This is a genomic window from Campylobacter showae (assembly GCF_900573985.1).
GTDB classification, from domain to species: Bacteria; Campylobacterota; Campylobacteria; order Campylobacterales; family Campylobacteraceae; genus Campylobacter_A; species Campylobacter_A showae_E.
On the sequence record NZ_UWOK01000001.1, the window covers coordinates 411,867 to 427,149 of the forward strand.

Here is a 15,283-nt window from a genome sequence, read left to right on the forward strand (position 1 = left end):
TTACAATTATAAGAAATTAAATTTCAAAAAGCTATAATTTGCGCATTAGAAAATAAAAAAGAAGGAAAAAGATGAAATTTGAACCAAAATTTAGCCTTTTTTGCGGCGCGATAGGGGTAAATTTGACCCCCGAGGCGAGCGAAAATTTAGGCAAAAACGGTGGCAAGGCGGCGAAATTTGACGGCGAGGCTTACGCGAAAGCCCGTCAAAACGATGTTAAATAAGGAAAAGATAAAGGAATTACTGAACCAAAGATTTGAAAAGGACATTCACAAAAAACTTTCAGAAATTCCTACGCCTGATGCATTAAAGGACGTATTTAAAGGTGCCGAGCGCATAAAACGCGCGATCGAACAAAACGAAAAGATAGTCGTCGTCGGCGACTACGACGTGGACGGCGTGATCGCCAGCGTCATAATGGCCGAGTTTTTCGATGATTTGGGCGTTAGCGAGTATTTCGTGCGTATCCCAAATCGCTTTAGCGACGGCTATGGGCTAAATCCGCAAATCGTCGAGGAGATCGCGGACGCAGGGCTCATCGTGACCGTAGATAACGGCATCTCGGCAAACGACGCGGCTCAAATTTGCAAGCAAAAAGGCATCGATCTCATCATCACCGATCATCACATGCCGCCCGACGTCCTGCCCGAGGCCTATGCGATCATAAACCCGAAGCAAAAGGATTGCCACTTTCCAAACGTCGAAATCTGCGGCGCTCAGGTCGCGTGGTATCTAGTGGGCGCACTAAAAGACGTGTGCCGCATCAACTACGATATGGGTAAATTTCTCGATCTCCTCGCCATCGCGATAATAGCCGATATGATGGAGCTTCGCGACCTAAACCGCATCCTGGTTAAGCTTGGCGTAAACCGCCTAAACAGCTCGCGCAGGCCCGCATTTACGGCGATAAAGCAGCTTTACGGCAAGGATAAATTTGAGTGCGACGACATCAGCTTTCTCATCGCGCCGCTAATAAACTCTTCTGGCCGTATGGACGATGCGAGCGTGTCTTTTGAGTTTTTGCGCGCCAAAAACATAGACCGTGCCTGCGAGTGTCTCGACACCATCGTGAGCTTCAACAACTCGCGCAAGGAGGAGGAGCGTACGCTTTTTGAGTGCTCGCTAAAGGACGTGCGCGAGGATGAGCATATCATCGTGACGTGGGGCAGGGGCTGGCACGAGGGCGTCATCGGCATCGTCGCATCGCGCCTGGCTAAGCAGTTTAAAAAGCCCGCCATCGTCTTTAGTATCGATGAAAACCGCGCCAAAGGCAGCGCTAGAAGCGTGGGCAAGCTAGACATCCTCTCGCTCATCGCTAGCCACGAAAATTTACTTGCAGGCTACGGCGGGCATAAGGGGGCTGCGGGCATCGTGATAGATCCGGCAAATTTAGAAGCGTTTAAAAACGCGATAAATAGCTCGTGTATGCTGATGGATTTGCACGAATTTAGCGCGTTTGACGAGCCGTTAGGCGAGATAGAAGCCGGCGAAGTGGACTTTGAGCTGCTTGAAATTTTGGAGCATTTCGAGCCATACGGACAGAAAAATCCGCGTCCGCTCTTTGAGATCAAATCCGCCGTCGTCAAAAACAAAAAACTAATCGGAAGGGAACAAAATCACCTAAAACTCATCCTGCAAAAAGACGGCAAATGCCTCGAGGCGCTGTTTTTTAACTTTACTCGCGAGCCGCATGCGGGCGAGAGCATTGACCTCGTTTTTTCGGTATCGAAAAACTCGTTTCGCGGACTGGTTACGCCGCAACTACTGGTAAAAGAGATATCGTGAATTCGGCTGGTTTTACCTGGATTTTGGATTAAATTTAGAGATTTTTCGGCGGTAATTTTATGGCTAAATCTAAACAAATAAAAGATAAATCTAGCAAAAAGAAAACTATTTTTAGCCAGTTAATAACCTATGATATTTTATTTTATACGTTTATCGCTATCGTCGCCGTAATCTTCTATATCATTAGCACGTTTACTCGTAACGAGAAAAAGATAGTCTGTGAAGAACAGCCGCCCGAAGTCATGCTGGAGGCGCTCAGAGAAGGTACGCCGGACGCGATAAGAGAGGCAATGAAAAAGGTGAACTGTAGAGAAGTATACAAACATTCTCGTCATAAAAGATTTTTCTCAAGAAGAACGCACTAAATAAATTTAAATTTAATATTAATATTTAAAATTTGCGCTTAAATTCGACAAAATCATACGATAAATTTTCAAATCCCATCGCAAAACGGCAATTTCTCGCGGATAAAACACGAAATTTTAAAATCTATGAGTCAATTTTAGAGTCTTGTGAAAATTTATTTTTGATATTTGCCGTCTTATTTAAGATGCGACTCGGTTCTAGTTTTATATCGAATTTAAAAGCAAAATGCCGCAATTTAAACACGCAATCGTTATCACGGACAGCATCGGCAGGGAGCAAAATCACCTAAAACTCATCCTGCAAAAAGACGGCAAATGCCTCGAGGCGCTGTTTTTTAACTTCACTCGCGAGCCGCATGCAGGCGAGAGTATCGACCTCGTTTTTTCGGTATCTAAAAACTCGTTTCGCGGACTCGTCACGCCGCAATTACTGGTAAAAGAGATTTTGTAAATTTAATCTCGGTTTTGTTGAGCTCAAATTTGATGAAACCGAGATTACCTAAATTTATAATTTTAATCCGTTAAAGTTACTTTTCTACACACTTAACGCAAACTGCCTAAATAGCACAGTTTGAGCTAAATTTCACACAAAATAATTAATATTACATAAATATTCGTTCTTTATTTAAGTTTATTTTTGCTTCAATTTCAATATTTAATATTAATTTTGCAGGAGCGAAAATGAAAATTTCTTACGTTTTGGCGCTGGCCATGGTGTCAAATTTGATGCTTAGCGCCGAGGAAGCGGTAAGCTTGAGTCCCGTTACCGTCTCGTCAAAAATGCAAAAATCAGCCCTCGACGAGCCGACTAATGCCCAAATAGTCGGCAAGGGCGCGATACTGGAAAACAGCGACATCGCCAAATCGCTTTCAAATTTGAACGGCTTTACGATGGAGCGTAAGGGCGGAGGCGGCAGCGAGGTTTATTATCGTTCGCAGACGGCGGCTAGGCTGCCGGTGCTGATCGACGGTAGCACGCTAAACGGCGGCTGCGGCATGCGTATGGATACGCCCATCACCTACATCTCGGCGCAAAACTACAGCTCGGTTCGTATCGTAAAAGGCCCGCAAGACATCAGATACGGTGCGCTCATTAGCGGTGGTATATTTTTCGATAGAGAGATAGCAAGGCTGTCAAAACCGAGCTTCGGAGGAAACGTAAGCGTGCTGGGCGGCAGTTTTAAGCGGTTTGAAACTACCGCGGACGTAGCGGCGGGTAACGAGCTGGGCAGTATAGAGGTTTCCGGCGGACACTACGAGAGCGGCGATTATAAAAGCGGCGGCGGGCAGAAAATGCATACGCACTATAAACGCAACAGCGTCTCGCTCGTGGGTACGCTAACGCCCACGGAAACTACCGCCTTGCAGCTAAGCGCGGATCTGGGCGAGGGCGAAGCGGCGTATGCCGACAGGATGAGGGACGGCATACAGTTTGACCGTAAATCTTTCGGACTCAAATTTGAACAAGACGTCGGCGAGCACAAGATCAGGCTAAGCTCGTACTATCATCAAATCGATCACATAATGGACAACTTCACCATGCGTCCGGTGGTGCCTGGCACGGGGCGCGGCAAGGGATATAGCATCAGTCACCCGATACGCGATATGTACGGCTTTAAGCTAGAAGGCGAGTTAAATTTCGATAATCTAACCAGCTTCATCGGCGCGGGCTATTCGCAAGACTCCTTTAAATGGCGGGGTGCCGGAACGGGCGGAGCCGGCGTATCTAAAGCCGAAATGGATGCCGCCGTATCAAAGCCGCACGTAAAAGAGCGCAAGGTAACGTATAAAACGATATACACTCAAAACGAATACGTCCTTGAAAACGACTACGGGCTTTTTGGCGGACTTAGGCTGGACGCGGGCGAGAGAAAACTGTTAAAAACGCATAAGAGCAGGAAAGAAAATTTATTCTCAGGTTTTTTTAGATACGAAAAATATCTGCAAAATTTAACGCTTTATGCGGGGTTAGGGCACGCGCAAAGGATGCCCGATCACTGGGAAACGAACAAGGACGCGAACTTAGAGCTACGTAAAGAAAGAAATACTCAGCTGGATTTTGGCGCAGTGCTAAAAGATCAAAATTACGAACTAAGTGCGAATTTCTTCGTCTCAAAGATGGATGATTATATCATGCTAAAATATAATACTATGGGCATGTCCTCAGACGCCTTTAATACCGACGCTCTGCTATACGGCGGCGAGATAGAGGGCACTACGCTACTAGCCGATATGTTTAGGCTGGGGGCGGGAGTATCCTACGTCTACGGCAAGGTGACTAAAAACGCGGGCGGCTTAAAAGACGGCGACGCGCTACCTAAGGTTTCGCCTCTAGCGTTTAAACTAAGCGCCGGTTTAGAAAAGCCAGACTGGTTCGTCAAAGCCGACTTCTACGCTAATGCGTCGCAAAACCGCGCGCAAAAAGGCTACGGCGACGTGGGCGGCATGGACCTGGGCAAGAGCGATAGCTTTTGGACGCTGGGGCTAAGCGCGGGCTATAAATACAAAAATTATCAATTTTTGCTAGCGGCGGAAAACCTAAACGACGCCAAATACGCCTATCATAACTCAAAAGGCGGCTACGGCGGCGGTATCGCAGGCTACGAGACTATCCCGAACGGCACGAGGCTTTATGAGCCGGGCAGAAGCTTTTGGGCGAAATTTAAGGTGCATTTTTAAGGCGTAGCTCGGTTAAATTCGGCGCGGTTTTGGCTTTATGCTTTGTTTTTTAAGCCGCTCCGAATTTATACTAACGTCAAATTTAACGTGCCTGGCTTTTATGGCTCTTGCCCGTTTTTGGGTTTGTAAATTTGCGTGCGTTTTTGACGCTTGGCGATCAAATTTGAAGTTAAATTTTGAGAATGTAAATTTGAAAACGAGAGAATAGTAGAAGTATTTGGAAAAGCGGGAAATTTGGATAGAAATTTCGGGGAAAGTCCCCCGAAATTTAAGCTCTTTTATTCTCCAAGCGATTTAAAACAGGTTTTAAAAACTCGTCAAATTCATCTTGCGTTAGCACTCTTTTGCCTAGTTTTTCCTTGCACTCTTTGCCGAGCTCGCAAAGCACCTCGCGGTTTGCGATGCTTTGAGCCTTGCCGTGTCTTGCTAGCACCGTGTTTAGCTCGTGCTCCTCTGAGAAATTAACCAACTCGCGATCTGTTGCCATTTTAGCTCCTTTGCTAAGAATTTGTATGATGATTATACAGTTTTAGGTTTAACGTATGGCAAAATTTCGCGGCGAGCGGGTTTGCGTAGTCAAATTTAAAGCCGCACTCATAAAATAACGGCGTCAAATTTGACGACCTGCGCTACTCTATCCCACCCAAAAGCGGCACGAATAAGCACTCATCAAGCGCTTTTTGCGTTATCTCGCCGCGAGCGTCCTTTGTAAATTTGACGATAAACTGTTTGCCGTCATTTTTGATAGGAGCTACCAAAATGCCGCCGTTTTTTAGCTGGTTAAAAAGCGTTTGAGGCACCTGCTGTGCAGCCGCTGAAAGCAAGATCCTGTCGTATGGCGCATAGCTCTTCCAGCCGACGTTTCCGTCATCAAATCGCACGTGAACGTTGTGGATTTTAAGCGCCTCAAAGCGTTTTTTGGCTTCGTTTGCGAGCTTTTCTATGCGTTCGACGCTAAAAACCCTGTGCGCCAAATGCGACAAAATAGCTGCCTGATAGCCGCTACCGCAGCCAATCTCTAGGGCGTTGTCGATATCTTCGGCTTCGAGCGCTAGCGTCATTTTGGCGACCGTTAGTGGCGAGCTGATCCATTGATTGCCGCCGATTGGCTGGGCGTCTAGGCTGTACGCGTGGCGCGTGACGGGCGCAAATATCTCACGCGGAGTGTCGCAAAGCGCCCTATAAAGCGAGGGTGTCAGAGTGAGTATATCGCCGATCTCATCGGCCATGTTTGTGCATTTTGATTTTTCAAGAGCGGTCATAAAATCCCCAAATTTCGTTTGGTTTCAAGGATCAAATTTGGATCAAATTTGGCCTCTTGCGCAAATTCTCCGCCTGGCAAAAATACGCCCGAAAACTCTAAATCAAGCGAACTTGAGGCTACGACGTAGCAGCTGTTAGCAAGCGCTAAGGCCTTGCAAAGCGTAAGATATGCGTCCTCTCGCGCCTTGCCCCACATGGCGGGCACTAGGATGACGTCGCAACCTTTTAGTTGCTGCCAAAGATGAGCAAATCTTAGCTCAAAGCAAATGAGAACGCCAATTTTTAGCCCTTTAAAATCAAACGGCTTTACCGCCGACTCGTCTCCTGCGGCAAAAATTTCGTGCTCTAAATTTGGGCGAAAAAGCTTTGATTTATTTTGCGTGTAAAAGACGTTTTGGCTGTTTAGCAGGATAAATTCGTTGTAAATTTCGTTTTTTTGCGCCTGCGTGATTGAAATTTGCGCTAGACCTTTGGCGCGGTTTAGGCTCGTTAGGTGTGTGAGCCCGAGAAATTTATCAGGACTGAGCGCTTCTTGTAGGGCTTCAAAAAGTATAGCGTCAAAGCTGCCGATCGAACCGCCCAGTATCGCGCGGTTTGCGCCGCTAAAAAATCCGTCGAAATCATATCCGCTCACGCATAGCTCGCTGGCTAAGATGATGGAGTTTCTGGGCGCGGCGGCGATTTTTTCTAGCAGTTCGTCTTGTCTTTGCTGGCAGGTCGGCGCAGTTAGGACGATAGGACATAAATTTGGACTAAAAGTCGTCAAAACTGATGCTTCCCTTGCTATAGTTTGTCACCTTTGCTTCAAAGAAATTTGACTTTTGGTCGTTAAATTTAGCAAAATCATCGACCCATTTGATCGGGTGAGGGACGTTGTAGCGGCGCTTTAGGCCGATGGCGACTAGGCGCTGATCGATGAGGTAGCGGATGTATTGCTCGATGATGTCGTCGGTAAAGCCCATGATCTGGTTTTGCGTGATGTATTTGCCCCATTTGATCTCAAGCTCGCCCGCGCGCTCGAACATGTCGTAAATTTTAGCTTCCGTCTCAGGCGTGAAAAGATCGGGACGCTCGGTGCGGACGCTGTTTATCATGTTTTGAAATAGCAGTAGATGCGTGATCTCGTCGCGCTGGATAAAGCGGATCATCTGCGCGCTGCCTAGCATCTTGCCCGCACGCGCCAGCGCATAGATCGCCGTAAAACCGCTATAAAAATAAATACCCTCTAAAATTTGATTTGCAACCATGGCTAGCAGTAGCTTTTCGTCCGTGACTTCGCCTGCAAGCTCCTCGTAAACGCTTGAGATATAGTCGTTTTTCTCGCGCAAAACCTCGTCGTGCTTCTCCATCTCGTAGATCAGGTCGGTGTTGTCGCAGATGGCCTCGACCATGACGGCGTAGGACTTGGAGTGATTGGCCTCTTCGTAGGCTTGGCGTGCTAGACAGGCGTTGATTTCGGGCGCGGTGATGTATGGGTTGATGTTGTCGGCTAGGTTGTTGGTTTGGAAGCTATCCATCGAGATGAGCTGACTCCAGACTAAGTCGTACATGCGTTTTTCAGCCTGCGTGAGGTTGTAGGCGTAGTCGCGTACGTCGCCCGACGTGTCGACCTCTTTTGGAAACCACGTGTTGGCTTCCATTAGGTCCCAGAGCTTGAGCGCCCATTGATATTTTGCCTTGGTGAAATTTAAAATGCCGTGCGGATTGCCGTTAAAAACGCGGCGATCGGTCAAATTTTCGTTTGAGCTTGGATTGTAGATTCTTTTTCGGTTCATAATTTTTTTCTTTATTCGGTAAATTTTCGGGGCTGATTTTAGCTAAAAAATTATTTAGATATCTTGAAGTAGACTATTTTATCGCGTTAAATTTGGCTTTACGGTTGCAGCTAAAATTAAAAAACCCGCGTCAAATTCACGGGTTAAATTTAGCGTTTTAGCTCGATTGCGCGCTGGAGCATTTCGTTGCTGGTTGTTATGCTCTTGGCGTTAGCGTCGTAGGCTTTTTGCGTGACGATGACCTCCGTTAAAGCCTGCGCTAGATCGACGTTTGACTGTTCTAGCGTGCTGCTAGCTAGTTTGGCGCCGTAGATACTTTTGCCGCCTGCGTCTTTATAGAAAAAGGCCGCACCGGAATTCGCACTTTGCGAATAGATATTATCACCCATTTTTGCAAGACCTTGCTCGTTTTGGAAGTGATAGAGAGCGACTTTGCCGACGGAGCGGACTTGGCCGTTTGTAAACTGCGCCAAGATATTTCCAGAATCGTTGGTGTAATAATCCTTTAAAATACCTTCTCGTACGCCGTCTTGCGCGATCGAGATGCTTTTTGCTTGAGACGTGCTAGTGACGCCTGAGTAAATTTGACCCGCAGCCACGGGAGTGCCGAAGTCTAACTCGATTTGCGAGCCGTTATTATCTAGAGCGCTTAAAGTAGAGCTAACAAGCCTGCCCTCGTGATCAAAATTTAGCTCGCCGTTAGTATTTGAGACCACTGCGCCGCTTGCGTCTTTTACGGTCGCCGCCGCGTCCCAAACCGTACCGTTAGCGCTCTGAGGTACGCGTTTTGTTAGCGTTAGCTCGAGTTTATTTTTCGTGCCGTCCGCATTTAAAAGCTCGGTTACGAATTTTTCTTGATTTGCCGCTTCTTTAGTAGTGTTTATTTTTGCAGTCAAATTCGGCGCGGTCGTTAGATCAAAATCTCTTTCAAATTTTTGACTTATGCTCCAGTTGCCGTTTTCGTCGATCGGAGCGCTAAATTCAGCCGTTTTACCGTTTGCGTCGGTTGCCGTTACGGTAACCATATCGCCTTTTCTAGGGCGAGTTATCGTATCGTCAGCCGTGACTCGTCCTCGTAAATTTATAGTTCTAGAGGGGTTATTTATGCTGCTATTATATGTAGCGTTATCGACTGGCAAAGTGGTTGGCTCGGTTTTAAAAGACGAGTCGAGATTTCCTTTAAAGGTCACCTTTGAAGTCGGTTTGGTCGGTAGATACAAAAACTCAGGCAAGCGAATTTTGCCCTGGGAGCCGATGTCGCCGACGTCAAGGTCTGTGGTGTCTGATCCTAAAGTGTATGCCTGCGTGACTGCGGCGGTGCTGTTTACTCTACCGAAAGCCTCTATCGCGCCCTGGCTTGGAGTTACTTGCGTTAGCGTATTTTGCGTTCCTAGTACGTAGTTGCCTTGATTTGTTACGAGATATCTTTCTTTATCGACGCCAAAGCTTCCGGCACGCGTATAGTATGTGCCAGAGCCGTTCGTTACTCCGAAAAACCCCTTGCCGCCTATCGCCATATCTAGGACGTTATCCGTTTTCATAAACGGGCCTTGCTTATAAAAGCTAAGCGCCGTCGTCATACCCGTAGCGCCCAGGCCGACTTGATCTTGGGTCGGGTTATTGCCCGCGGCAAAGGATGTCTGATAAAAAATACTTTTAAATTCCGGTATCGAAGCGGTAAAGCCGACGTTGTTTATGTTGGCGATGTTGTTCGCCCACACGTCCATGCTAAATCCCTGCGTTCTGACTCCGCTAACGCCGTTATATAGGCTTCTTACCATGGATTTATCCTTTTGACGGCTCGGTAAATTCTTTGACTTTGTCGATGCTGACGTATTGTCCGCCGACCTTTACCTGTGCGACGCCGTCGATAAATTTAACCCCTTCTACGAGATAGTTGCCTACGCCGCCGGTTTTGGCGCCGCCAGCGTGATCGACATAGTTTATCTCTACCGAGTAGGTGCCTGCTTTTGCGTCGTTGCCCGCGCTATCCTTGCCGTCCCACTCGAATGTATTTGCGCCAGCTTTTGCTTCGCCAAACTCCAGCTTTCTTACGAGTTTGCCGGTGCCGTCTTTGATATTTATCGTGCCGCCTTTTGCCGCGCTTTCTAAAAATCCCGCAAATTTGACGCCCGAGCCCTCTTCTTTTACGATACCGCTATCGCCGATTTTAGCCATCTTGCCGAGTACTCCGACAGCGTACATATTTGTGCTATTTTTTAGTTGGTCGGCTAGCTTTTGCATCATTTTGTTCGTGTTTTCTTGCATTTCAAGCGAAGCTAGCTGACTGGTTTGAGTTAGCATTTTTTCCGTGTCCATCGGGCTTGTTGGGTCTTGATACTGAAGCTCGGTTAAAAGAAGTTTCATAAAAGCGTCCTTATCTAGCTGGGCGTTTGGATTGGTGCCTGCGGCCTTTTGTAGGGCGTCCGCCGATTTTTTGGCGGCTTGGTTGTTTACCGTAAAGTTATTGGTTTCTAGTCCGTTTGACATCTTTTATCCTTTAAATTTTTATATCTCAAGCAAATTTGATTCCAAATTTACACGTAGCGCGGAACGACGAGCTCTAAACGAGGCGTAGTCGGTTCGCTTTGCTCTGCGTCGTCGGAGCTAAATTTGGAGCCTTTGTAGCTCTTTTGCCCTTGCTCTTTTTTAGGCTGATTTTGATCGCTAAAGTTCATCTCAAGCTCGGTAAAGCCCATATTTACGAGGCTGTTTTTAAACTCGGCCTGATTTTGTAAAAAGAGGTTCATCGTCTGCGTGTTGGAGCTAAAATTTATGTGCAGATTGTTGCCGCGATTTACCATCGTGATCTCGACTTCGCCCAAATTTAGCGGATTTAGCGTGATGTTGAAGCGCATGAAAGGCGATTTGTATGCCGCGACTTGCTCTTTCAAATTTGAGCTAAAGTTATCAAACGTCTCGCGCACGGCCTGGAAATTTCTGCTTTGCGCCTTGGCGTTTGAGATGACGTCTTTTACCATCGCGTTTAGCTCGCTGTTTTCGTTATCGCCGCTTTGCGGTTCGGTTAAAACTTGCTCCTCGGCGCTCTCTCGCTCCGGAAATAGCAAATTTTGCAAATTTATCTTTTTAGAGTCTTGGCCGAGCCCCGATTTTTCGATTTTTTCGGCGGTTAAATTTAGCTCGCCTTCGGCTTTGGGGTTTGGCTTTTCGTCTTTTAAATTTGCTTCTTTCTCACCCTCATTTTTTACCGCTTCTTTTATGATTTTAGAGTTTTGAGCCAAATTTTGTGCGTCTTGTGCTTTTGCATTGGCGTCTTTTGGCTGGGTCTTATTTTGCTCTTCTTGCACGGCGGCTAGTAGCTTGTTTAGCGTATCTTTTGGCTCGGGCTCGTTTGCGTTTATGGCCTCTTCGACCTTGTTTTTTAGCTCGCTAAAAGCGAAATTTTTCTTAGGCGCCACCGGTTCAAAGAAATCTTTTTTCGCCAAATTTGGAAATTTCTCGCCCAGTTCGTCCGCCTGGGCTTGCGTTACTTCGATATTTTCTAGGCCTAAATTTAGCTTATTTGCGATCTCTATTAGCTCGTTTAGATTTTTGGCTCCCCTTAGCTCGTTTAGCGTCGTTTCGCTTGAGAGCGCTTTGGCTAGGCGGTTTTCAAAATTTGGAAATTTGCTGATTTTCTCGCCGCCGCTAAGCATCTCCAAAATTTGCAAAAGCTGCATAAAAGTCGCGTTTTCAAACAAATTTTCCGCCGCTTCCTCGCCTAAAATTTCTTTTACGTCCGTGCTTTGGATAGGCGCTTTGGTTTGCTGATTTTGAGTCGTTTGAGTGGATAAATTTACGGCTTTTGCCATCTCTTTTAGGTCTTTTTCGCTTAAATTTTCTCCCTTTTTCGCGGCCGCGTCTAGCACCATAGAGAGAAATGCGCTGTCTTCTTTACCGCCTTTTTGCGAGCTTTTACTCTGTTTTTTCACGCCGCCTTTGATGCTCGCGTCAAATGATAAAATATCGTTTTGAGTAGTTTGCATAAAAACCCTTTAAATTTAACTTTCATAAACTATGCAAGAAACGTTCCAAAGTAGCTTTATTATTTTTATAAGGAAAATTTGGCTAAAATCAGCCCTATTTTAATAACGGAGAAAAATTTTGGAAAAGATACGAAACATCGCCGTCATCGCTCACGTCGATCACGGCAAAACTACGATGGTTGACGAGCTTTTGAAACAATCTGGTACTTTTAACGAGCACCAAGCCGTCGGCGAACGCGTGATGGACAGCAACGACATCGAGCGCGAGCGCGGCATCACGATCCTCTCGAAAAACACAGCGATCCGCTACAAAGACACCAAGATCAACATCATCGACACCCCGGGCCACGCCGATTTTGGCGGCGAGGTAGAGCGCGTGCTAAAGATGGTAGACGGCGTTTTGCTGCTCGTAGACGCGCAAGAAGGCGTAATGCCGCAGACTAAATTCGTCGTGAAAAAGGCGCTCTCGCTCGGCCTTCGCCCGATCGTCGTCGTAAATAAAATCGACAAACCCGCAGCCGATCCGGATCGCGTGATAAACGAGATTTTCGACCTTTTCGTAGCGCTTGAGGCAAACGACGAGCAGCTAGAGTTTCCCGTCGTTTACGCAGCGGCTAGAAACGGCTACGCGAAGCTAAATTTGGCCGACGAAAACGTAAATATGCAGCCGCTTTTCGAGACGATTTTGTCTCACGTTCCGGCTCCTAGCGGCGATATAAACAACCCTTTGCAGCTTCAGGTTTTCACGCTTGATTACGACAACTACGTCGGTAAAATCGGCATCGCGCGTATATTCAACGGTAAAATTTCTAAAAACCAAAACGTGATGCTCGCTAAAGCCGACGGCACGAAAACGACGGGTAGGATTTCAAAACTCATCGGCTTTCTTGGTCTTGAGCGCCGCGACATCGATGAGGCGCAGGTAGGCGATATCGTGGCGATAGCGGGCTTTGAGGCGCTGGACGTCGGCGATAGCGTCGTAGATCCAAACTCTCCGATACCGCTTGATCCGTTAAAGATCGAGGAGCCTACGCTTAGCGTCGTATTTAGCGTAAACGACGGTCCGCTAGCCGGCACCGAGGGCAAACACGTAACCTCAAACAAGATCGACGAGCGCTTATCGGGCGAGATGAAAACAAACATCGCGATGCGCTACGAAAACATCGGCGAGGGCAAATTTAAGGTTAGCGGGCGCGGCGAGCTACAAATCACGATTTTGGCCGAAAATATGCGCCGCGAGGGCTTTGAGTTTTGTCTGGGACGTCCGGAGGTTATCGTAAAAGAGATCGAAGGCGTGCGCTGCGAGCCGTTTGAGCTGCTAGTGTGCGACGTGCCGGACGAGTTTAGCGGCACCGTGATCGAAAAACTCGGACGCAGAAAGGCCGAGATGGTCTCGATGCACCCGACCGGCGACGGGCAGACGAGGATCGAGTTTGAGATCCCTGCGCGCGGTCTTATCGGCTTTAGAAGCCAGTTTTTGACCGATACGAAAGGTGAGGGCATCATGAACCACAGCTTCCTCGAGTTCCGTCCGCTCATCGGTAGCGTCGAGCACCGCAGCAACGGCGCTCTGGTCTCGATGGAAAACGGCGTAACGCTGGCGTATAGCCTCTGGAATCTACAAGATCGCGGCGTCCTTTTCGTCGATCCGCAAACCAAAACCTACGTGGGCATGATCATCGGCGAGCACAGCCGTCCAAACGATCTGGACGTAAACCCAATCAAAGGCAAAAACCTAACCAACGTACGCGCTAGCGGCTCTGACGACGCTATCAAGCTCGTGCCGCCTAGAAAGCTCAGCCTAGAGCGCGCTCTGGAGTGGATCGAGGAGGATGAGTTGGTCGAAGTTACGCCGACGAATATACGCGTGCGCAAACGCTATCTAGATCCTACTATGCGCCGCAGAATGGCAAAAACCAAAGAATAGTTTTATAAATTTAGCCTGCAAATTTGCGCTTTTTGCGGGCTAAATTTTGCTCCTAGATACTCTCTCACATTTTTCACTCGCTTTAAATCTGCTTAATTTTACCGTCAAATTTTAGCTTTAAATATAAGGAAAAAGTAAATTATATTACATTTTAATATAAATAAAAATAATAAATATATAAGAAATATAGTGATACAATTTCACATCAAATATTATTTTTAAGGAGCGATGATGAAGAAAATTTTACTTTTGGCGGCGATTTGCGGCGCTGTTTTTGCAGAGCAAACCTACGAACTAAACGTGCCGAATATGAACTGCAGCGGCTGCGCTAAGAAAATCGAAGATGCCGCAAAGGGCGTCAAGGGCGTCACCGGAGTGAGCTTTGATCTAAAAAGCAAAGACGTAAACATCACCGCAGATAGCAGCGTAAACGTGATGGACGTCGTGAACGCGATCCAAGCCAAAAAATACAAAGTCGGTATCAAAGAATGAAAAAGCTAGCTCTAGCGCTGGCGCTTTGCGCGGCGGCATTTGCAGACAAGACTCTGGTTTACGAGATCCCCAATATGTCCTGCGTGAGCTGCTACGAGGTCATCACGCAGACGTTAAATACGCTTAACGGCGTGAAGAAATTTGAGGTAAATTTGGAAGCTAAAACGGCCGACATCGTCGTCCAGGACGACTTTGCGGAAAATACAGTCGTAGAAGTGCTCAAAAAACAAGGCTATCAGGCGATTTTAAAATCTGCCAAATAGCGTTCATCGGTCGTATACGAGGTTAAATTTACGATGATTTTGGCTTCGGATACGGCTTTTTGAAAACGTGAAATTTATCTGCGAATTTTATATTCTACGCCCTTTGAAACATTGTTTTGCTGCAATGGGGTAAAATTTAACATTACACTTTTTGACATTTTTGGCATCTTGTGCTAGTTTCAAACTCCAACGGAGTAAATTTTAACTTTTACAGATGAGGAAAGAGAAAAACTATTATTTCGTTTCAAACTCCAACGGAGTAAATTTTAACCAAAATCGATATACTCCCATTTTGCGCTTCGGACGTGTTTCAAACTCCAACGGAGTAAATTTTAACGATCAGGTGTTTAGGATAGAGAAGATCAAGTAGTGTTTGTTTCAAACTCCAACGGAGTAAATTTTAACTTTAGAGCCGCAGGTAGAATTTTGGTTAGAAAACGGGTTTCAAACTCCAGCGGAGTAAATTTTAATGCTAAAATCTAACTACGTGTTTTTAAATTTATTATTTTCGTATTTACTTTATTGAAAGCATACCAAATTTGGTGCGAGATCAAATTTGGCAGCAATTTTAATCCGCTTGAAAATTTACATCCGAAGTCAAATTTGATCTTCATCCGCAGTAGCAGTAAAAACATCCGCCGTCAAGCTAAAGCCTTTAAATCTTAGCGCAACCAAAATACGCAAACAAGCTGCGCAAACGATCAAAATTCCGCGCAGTAGCGGGCAACCAAACAGCCATCCAAAAGCC

14 protein-coding genes, 1 pseudogene and 1 CRISPR repeat array are annotated in these 15,283 nt (G+C 46.5%); of the genes and pseudogenes, 8 read left to right on the plus strand and 7 right to left on the minus strand.

Translation table 11 applies throughout. The features are described from left to right. The first annotated feature begins 71 nt into the window (after positions 1-71). The 5 genes and pseudogenes from EE116_RS12385 (at position 72) to EE116_RS02165 (ending at position 4,829) form a co-directional block, all read left to right on the plus strand. Positions 72-224: a hypothetical protein gene (locus EE116_RS12385; RefSeq protein WP_163028014.1), complete on the plus strand. Its 153-nt coding sequence runs from the start codon at positions 72-74 to the stop codon at positions 222-224. After that, complete coding sequence (gene recJ / locus EE116_RS02150; RefSeq protein ID WP_122873045.1) at positions 214-1,785, plus strand: single-stranded-DNA-specific exonuclease RecJ; 1,572 nt, start codon at positions 214-216, stop codon at positions 1,783-1,785. Before EE116_RS12385 ends, recJ begins: the two co-directional genes overlap by 11 nt. 59 nt (positions 1,786-1,844) lie before the next feature. After that, positions 1,845-2,150, plus strand: a complete 306-nt coding sequence (locus EE116_RS02155) for a hypothetical protein (protein WP_122873046.1) — start codon at positions 1,845-1,847, stop codon at positions 2,148-2,150. A 265-nt stretch (positions 2,151-2,415) separates the two neighbouring features. Next, positions 2,416-2,601 (plus strand): annotated as a pseudogene (locus tag EE116_RS02160) (single-stranded-DNA-specific exonuclease RecJ); the annotation flags it as partial. A 230-nt stretch (positions 2,602-2,831) separates the two neighbouring features. Beyond that, positions 2,832-4,829 (plus strand): TonB-dependent receptor domain-containing protein, encoded by a 1,998-nt coding sequence (locus EE116_RS02165; RefSeq protein ID WP_122873047.1) that lies wholly within the window; start codon positions 2,832-2,834, stop codon positions 4,827-4,829. A gap of 268 nt (positions 4,830-5,097) precedes the next feature. Here EE116_RS02165 and EE116_RS02170 read toward each other — a convergent pair whose 3' ends face one another. The 7 genes from EE116_RS02170 to fliK all read right to left on the minus strand — a co-directional run bounded on the left by EE116_RS02170 (position 5,098) and on the right by fliK (position 11,853). Continuing rightward, positions 5,098-5,316, minus strand: coding sequence for a hypothetical protein (locus tag EE116_RS02170; RefSeq protein WP_002950945.1), 219 nt, complete (start codon positions 5,314-5,316; stop codon positions 5,098-5,100). Positions 5,317-5,458: 142 nt separating this feature from the next. Next, positions 5,459-6,091, minus strand: a complete 633-nt coding sequence (locus EE116_RS02175; RefSeq protein WP_122873048.1) for a protein-L-isoaspartate(D-aspartate) O-methyltransferase — start codon at positions 6,089-6,091, stop codon at positions 5,459-5,461. Next, a complete protein-coding gene (locus EE116_RS02180) occupies positions 6,088-6,858 on the minus strand; it encodes a carbon-nitrogen hydrolase family protein (protein ID WP_122873049.1) in 771 nt (256 codons plus the stop codon). The genes EE116_RS02175 and EE116_RS02180 overlap by 4 nt, the downstream gene beginning before the upstream one ends. Continuing rightward, on the minus strand, positions 6,845-7,867 hold the full coding sequence (locus EE116_RS02185; protein WP_122873050.1) for a ribonucleotide-diphosphate reductase subunit beta: 1,023 nt from the start codon (positions 7,865-7,867) through the stop codon (positions 6,845-6,847). Before EE116_RS02185 ends, EE116_RS02180 begins: the two co-directional genes overlap by 14 nt. 149 nt (positions 7,868-8,016) lie before the next feature. Further along, a complete protein-coding gene (locus EE116_RS02190; protein WP_122873051.1) occupies positions 8,017-9,648 on the minus strand; it encodes a flagellar hook-basal body complex protein in 1,632 nt (543 codons plus the stop codon). Positions 9,649-9,652: 4 nt separating this feature from the next. Further along, complete coding sequence (locus EE116_RS02195; protein ID WP_122871903.1) at positions 9,653-10,357, minus strand: flagellar basal body rod modification protein; 705 nt, start codon at positions 10,355-10,357, stop codon at positions 9,653-9,655. Positions 10,358-10,404: 47 nt separating this feature from the next. Next, positions 10,405-11,853 (minus strand): flagellar hook-length control protein FliK, encoded by a 1,449-nt coding sequence (fliK, locus tag EE116_RS02200; RefSeq protein ID WP_122873052.1) that lies wholly within the window; start codon positions 11,851-11,853, stop codon positions 10,405-10,407. Between the two features lie 118 nt (positions 11,854-11,971). On the opposite strand from fliK, the gene typA reads away from it, so the two are divergent. The 3 genes from typA (at position 11,972) to EE116_RS02215 (ending at position 14,535) form a co-directional block, all read left to right on the plus strand. Beyond that, positions 11,972-13,780 carry a translational GTPase TypA gene (gene typA, locus EE116_RS02205; protein ID WP_122873053.1) on the plus strand — a complete coding sequence of 603 codons (1,809 nt, stop codon included), beginning with the start codon at positions 11,972-11,974 and terminating at the stop codon, positions 13,778-13,780. A 231-nt stretch (positions 13,781-14,011) separates the two neighbouring features. Beyond that, complete coding sequence (locus EE116_RS02210) at positions 14,012-14,272, plus strand: heavy-metal-associated domain-containing protein (protein WP_122873054.1); 261 nt, start codon at positions 14,012-14,014, stop codon at positions 14,270-14,272. Then, entirely contained in the window at positions 14,269-14,535 is a 267-nt protein-coding gene (locus tag EE116_RS02215) for a heavy-metal-associated domain-containing protein (protein WP_122873055.1), read from the plus strand. The genes EE116_RS02210 and EE116_RS02215 overlap by 4 nt, the downstream gene beginning before the upstream one ends. Positions 14,536-14,711: 176 nt before the next feature. Next, a CRISPR array of direct repeats spans positions 14,712-15,006; the repeat unit is 30 nt; unit sequence GTTTCAAACTCCAACGGAGTAAATTTTAAC. The last annotated feature ends 277 nt before the right edge of the window (positions 15,007-15,283 follow it).

Bases quoted from the DNA above. Each gene is read 5' to 3' on its own strand.
- EE116_RS02210 (WP_122873054.1), top strand. From the start codon at position 14,012: ATGAAGAAAATTTTACTTTTGGCGGCGATTTGCGGCGCTGTTTTTGCA.
- EE116_RS02185 (WP_122873050.1), bottom strand. From the start codon at position 7,867: ATGAACCGAAAAAGAATCTACAATCCAAGCTCAAACGAAAATTTGACC.
- EE116_RS02215 (WP_122873055.1), top strand. From the start codon at position 14,269: ATGAAAAAGCTAGCTCTAGCGCTGGCGCTTTGCGCGGCGGCATTTGCA.
- EE116_RS02165 (WP_122873047.1), top strand. From the start codon at position 2,832: ATGAAAATTTCTTACGTTTTGGCGCTGGCCATGGTGTCAAATTTGATG.
- EE116_RS02170 (WP_002950945.1), bottom strand. From the start codon at position 5,316: ATGGCAACAGATCGCGAGTTGGTTAATTTCTCAGAGGAGCACGAGCTA.
- EE116_RS02155 (WP_122873046.1), top strand. From the start codon at position 1,845: ATGGCTAAATCTAAACAAATAAAAGATAAATCTAGCAAAAAGAAAACT.
- EE116_RS12385 (WP_163028014.1), top strand. From the start codon at position 72: ATGAAATTTGAACCAAAATTTAGCCTTTTTTGCGGCGCGATAGGGGTA.
- EE116_RS02175 (WP_122873048.1), bottom strand. From the start codon at position 6,091: ATGACCGCTCTTGAAAAATCAAAATGCACAAACATGGCCGATGAGATC.
- fliK (WP_122873052.1), bottom strand. From the start codon at position 11,853: ATGCAAACTACTCAAAACGATATTTTATCATTTGACGCGAGCATCAAA.
- EE116_RS02190 (WP_122873051.1), bottom strand. From the start codon at position 9,648: ATGGTAAGAAGCCTATATAACGGCGTTAGCGGAGTCAGAACGCAGGGA.
- recJ (WP_122873045.1), top strand. From the start codon at position 214: ATGTTAAATAAGGAAAAGATAAAGGAATTACTGAACCAAAGATTTGAA.
- EE116_RS02195 (WP_122871903.1), bottom strand. From the start codon at position 10,357: ATGTCAAACGGACTAGAAACCAATAACTTTACGGTAAACAACCAAGCC.